Below are 3,369 nucleotides of genomic sequence, written 5' to 3' on the forward strand. Positions count from 1 at the left end.
TCCCAGGTGGTGAACCTGGAAACCGAAGCAGTTCGCTTCCTCTACCGGGTCCAGCGCGGCTTTGGCATCGATGGCCGGGTGGATGGCATCCTTTACCGGCAGGTCTTGGCCGCCTATAACCATATATACGCTCCCGCCCACCCGGAGTGGGCAGCCAACTTTTTGTCCTTGGCCAGCGGCCACGAAAGACTAAAAGCAGCTGGCCAAACCGTTTAGAAGTAAACGTTTTTTCGGAGAAGGAGAGTTTAACCGTGGCAGTAGGAGAAAGACTGAGGAAGCTTAGAGAAGAGCGTGGTATGTCCCTGGAGGAGCTAGCCGACCGCCTGGATATTCCACCTGATTGTATGGCCGAAATCGAGCGCGGAACCCGGCACCTGTCGGCCAGCACCTTGGCGGAAGTGGCCAGCCTCTTGGGAGTGGAAACAGATTACTTTACCAAGAAAGATGCGGATGCTGAGCAGGATGCCCTAGGAGCAAAGCTGCGCCAGCTACGGCAGCAGAAAGGCATCACCTTGAGCCAGCTGAGCCGCCAATCGGGAGTTTCCCTAGCCCATATCAGCGAGATCGAGCGGGGTCGGGGCCGGGCTTCATTGAAAACCCTAGAAAAGCTGGCGGCAGTCCTAGATGTCCCCACCAGTTCCCTTTTGCGTTCCCAAAAAGAGGATAGTTTGGGCAACAAGCTAAGGAGGCTGCGGGAGAAGATGGGCCTTACCCAAAAGCAATTGGCTGAGCAGGTGGGCATATCCCATAGCCTCATCGGTCAAATTGAAACCGATCGCATCCAGCCCTCCCTATCTACCTTGAGCAGCCTGGCCGAGGCCCTAGGGGTATCAACCTGCTATTTCCTGATGGAAGAGGAAGAAGAAGGCCTCTACCTGGATCAGGCCTTGGCGGCCGATTTACGAGAGGCTTTGCGCCGGCCGGCGATTCAACAAATCGTCCGAGCCCTGGCCGCTTGGAGCGATGCTGAGATTCAAGCCTTGGTAAACTTTTTGGAGCAATTAAACGCCAATCGCCGCCCCTTGAGTCCCACCGGCGAAGCTGAGTTTCAGGAGATCCGCCGCTTTCTAGCCCGTTCCTCGGAGAAAGAGCGCAACCTCATCATCAACCTCATCGAGCTGCTTTCGGCTAACGCCGATATGGCCACCGCCGGGCTGGACGCCATGATGGGCGTGGCGCCATCAAGGCCGGGAGCCGACGGTGCGGGTAGCCAAGGGAAATAGCCGCCTGCGACTCCTAAAGATAGCTGTGGATGCTTGGAAGCAGGAAGGAGACTCCAAACCAGGTAAACAGCACCGCCCCAAAACCCACCACCGCCATTAGGGCTGCCCTTTTGCCCCGCCACCCGTACGTCTTGCGGGCATGAAGATAGGCAGCATAGATTAGCCATGTCGCCAAAGCCCAAGTCTCTTTGGGATCCCAGCTCCACCACCGACCCCATACCTGCTCCGCCCAGATGGCGCCGGTAATGATAACTAGAGTTAAGAAGGGAAAGCCCACAGTTATGGACCAGTACATGGCCTCCTCCATCTGGTCCCGCAAGGTAGGCCTGGTCAAAGCTAAGTAGGCAATAGCCAGGCAAAACGATAGCCCAAAAGCCCCGTAGGCTGCCACCGCGGTGGCTACGTGGAGCTTGAGCCAAACGCTCTGCAATGCTGGCGGCAAAGGCCCCGCCGCTTGGGCCAAGGTGTTGGCGTAGGAAAGGAGGGCCACTTCCAGCAAGGTTGCCAATACTAGCACCAGTTGAGACCCGGTTCGGCGATAAATGATCAAGGTGAAGGCCATCGTTCCCCAAACCATCAACAAGCTGAACTCATAAAGGCTGGCTACCGGAAGCCTCCCCGCACCTAAGGCGCGTAGGGCCAATGCTAAAGTCATGCACAGCCAAGCCAGCGCCGAGCCTGCCTCTGCCAGCCGGCCGGTCCGGCGGCTGGGGCGCCAAAAGGATATCAGGCTAAAGATCAAGACCAATAGCAATAGCGCATAGGTGGCCAGGTTAAAGTTAGCTTCCATTTCTCCCCGCCCCTCTCAAGGCCAGTTGCTTCTGAAACGTTTCCCATGCCGGGGCGCTGGCGTCGGCGCAAGATGCTTCGCCAGCGATCCGTATGGCTTCCCCTCACCCTTCGGCGCCCGGCACTCAACCGTTAGCTACCATGACCAGAACCTTGGCTACGTCTTTTCCTTATCTGCTTGGGCAGCTTGCCGGCTAGGGCGCCCCTTCCGCATCCTCGCCAGGATGAGGCCTAGCCCCAAAAGCCCAAACCCGGTGTAGACCACGGGCAGGCCAGGGTCCCTCTTGACCTCCAAGCCGCTCAAATAGCGGTAACCCTGAAAGCTAAGTGAATAGCCCTGGAGGCTTTTGGTCTCGCCCAGCTTGATCAATTCTTTTGCTATTACTTCATGGCCCCGCATCAAACGGCAGAATAAACCAGGATTATTGGCCACTGGGGAATCCGCGTTTAGATCGGGCACAAACTGCGGCACCAGGTAAAGGGTCTGCCCTTGGTTTAGGGCCAAAGGCTTACCGCTTTCCACCTCAAAGGGGATGGCCTTCTCCCCTATCGTAACCTCCCCTTTAACCAACCAGCCCCAGCGGCTCTGGTAGAGCTTAATTCCTTGAAACTCAAGGGGGTGATTGACTGAAACTTTTCCTTGTCGGGCCTCACCATCGGCGCTTTGTAAATTTACAGTGCTGGTGAACTGCTTAGGCTCTAGGTTGGAATAATACTGGATCTCAAACCGCTCCAGGCTAAGGGCAAGACCAGGAAAGCCGTATTCCGCTAAGTCCAACCGGTCACCTACTCCAAGCTCTACCAAGGCGTGTTTGGCCATGGCAAAGGAAATCCCTGCCCCCACCAACAGTACTAAAGCGCCCAGGTGCAAAACCAAAAGCCCCCACCCCTTGAGCCCCGAGCTTACTCCCCAGCGCCGCAGGGGGCAGACCAACAGGTTCAAAGCCAAAATCCCGCCTAAGGCTATAAACCACCAGCTTCGGTATAAGTGGTCCAGGGAAAGCCGAAGAAGCAATTGGCCCAAGAAAGCACCGTACTGGGCTTGGTAGAAGCTCGGAGGCTGGCCCTGGGGAATCAAGGTGCCCAAAGCCGCCAGGCCACCAAAAACCAGAAGCAGAAAGAGGCTGAACCTTAGTGAGAAAAAACGCAATCTCTTCACCTTTTAGCTATATCTAAATAGGGGCTAAAGCATGCCGGCTCAAAGCCCAATCTCTTCCTCCTAGCCTTTCCTAAGTACAGTTGCCCAGACCAACCAGCTGCAACCGTATTAAGGCCAGGTGGCTCGCCGCCATCGGTCTAACCTATGCCGACTACCGAGCTTGGGATTCAGCTGAATTGAGTATACAATGGGCTCTTT

General features: G+C 56.2%; 4 protein-coding genes. 2 read left to right on the forward strand and 2 right to left on the reverse strand.

The window, feature by feature from the left end:
• Both H5U02_14795 and H5U02_14800 read left to right on the forward strand, forming a co-directional pair.
• Positions 1-216, forward strand: a 216-nt coding sequence (locus tag H5U02_14795) for a cobyrinic acid a,c-diamide synthase (GenBank protein ID MBC7343688.1), incomplete at its 5' end; no start/stop codon positions are given.
• Positions 217-251: 35 nt separating this feature from the next.
• On the forward strand, positions 252-1,223 hold the full coding sequence (locus tag H5U02_14800) for a helix-turn-helix transcriptional regulator (protein ID MBC7343689.1): 972 nt from the start codon (positions 252-254) through the stop codon (positions 1,221-1,223).
• Positions 1,224-1,236: 13 nt separating this feature from the next.
• Here the strand turns inward: H5U02_14800 and ccsB are convergent, their stop codons facing one another.
• A complete protein-coding gene (gene ccsB / locus H5U02_14805; protein MBC7343690.1) occupies positions 1,237-2,013 on the reverse strand; it encodes a c-type cytochrome biogenesis protein CcsB in 777 nt (258 codons plus the stop codon).
• A 156-nt stretch (positions 2,014-2,169) separates the two neighbouring features.
• Positions 2,170-3,162, reverse strand: coding sequence for a cytochrome c biogenesis protein ResB (locus H5U02_14810; GenBank protein ID MBC7343691.1), 993 nt, complete (start codon positions 3,160-3,162; stop codon positions 2,170-2,172).
• Between the last annotated feature and the right edge of the window lie 207 nt (positions 3,163-3,369).

It is taken from the genome of Clostridia bacterium (assembly GCA_014360065.1).
GTDB lineage: Bacteria > Bacillota > DSM-521 > Neomoorellales > JACIYF01 > JACIYF01.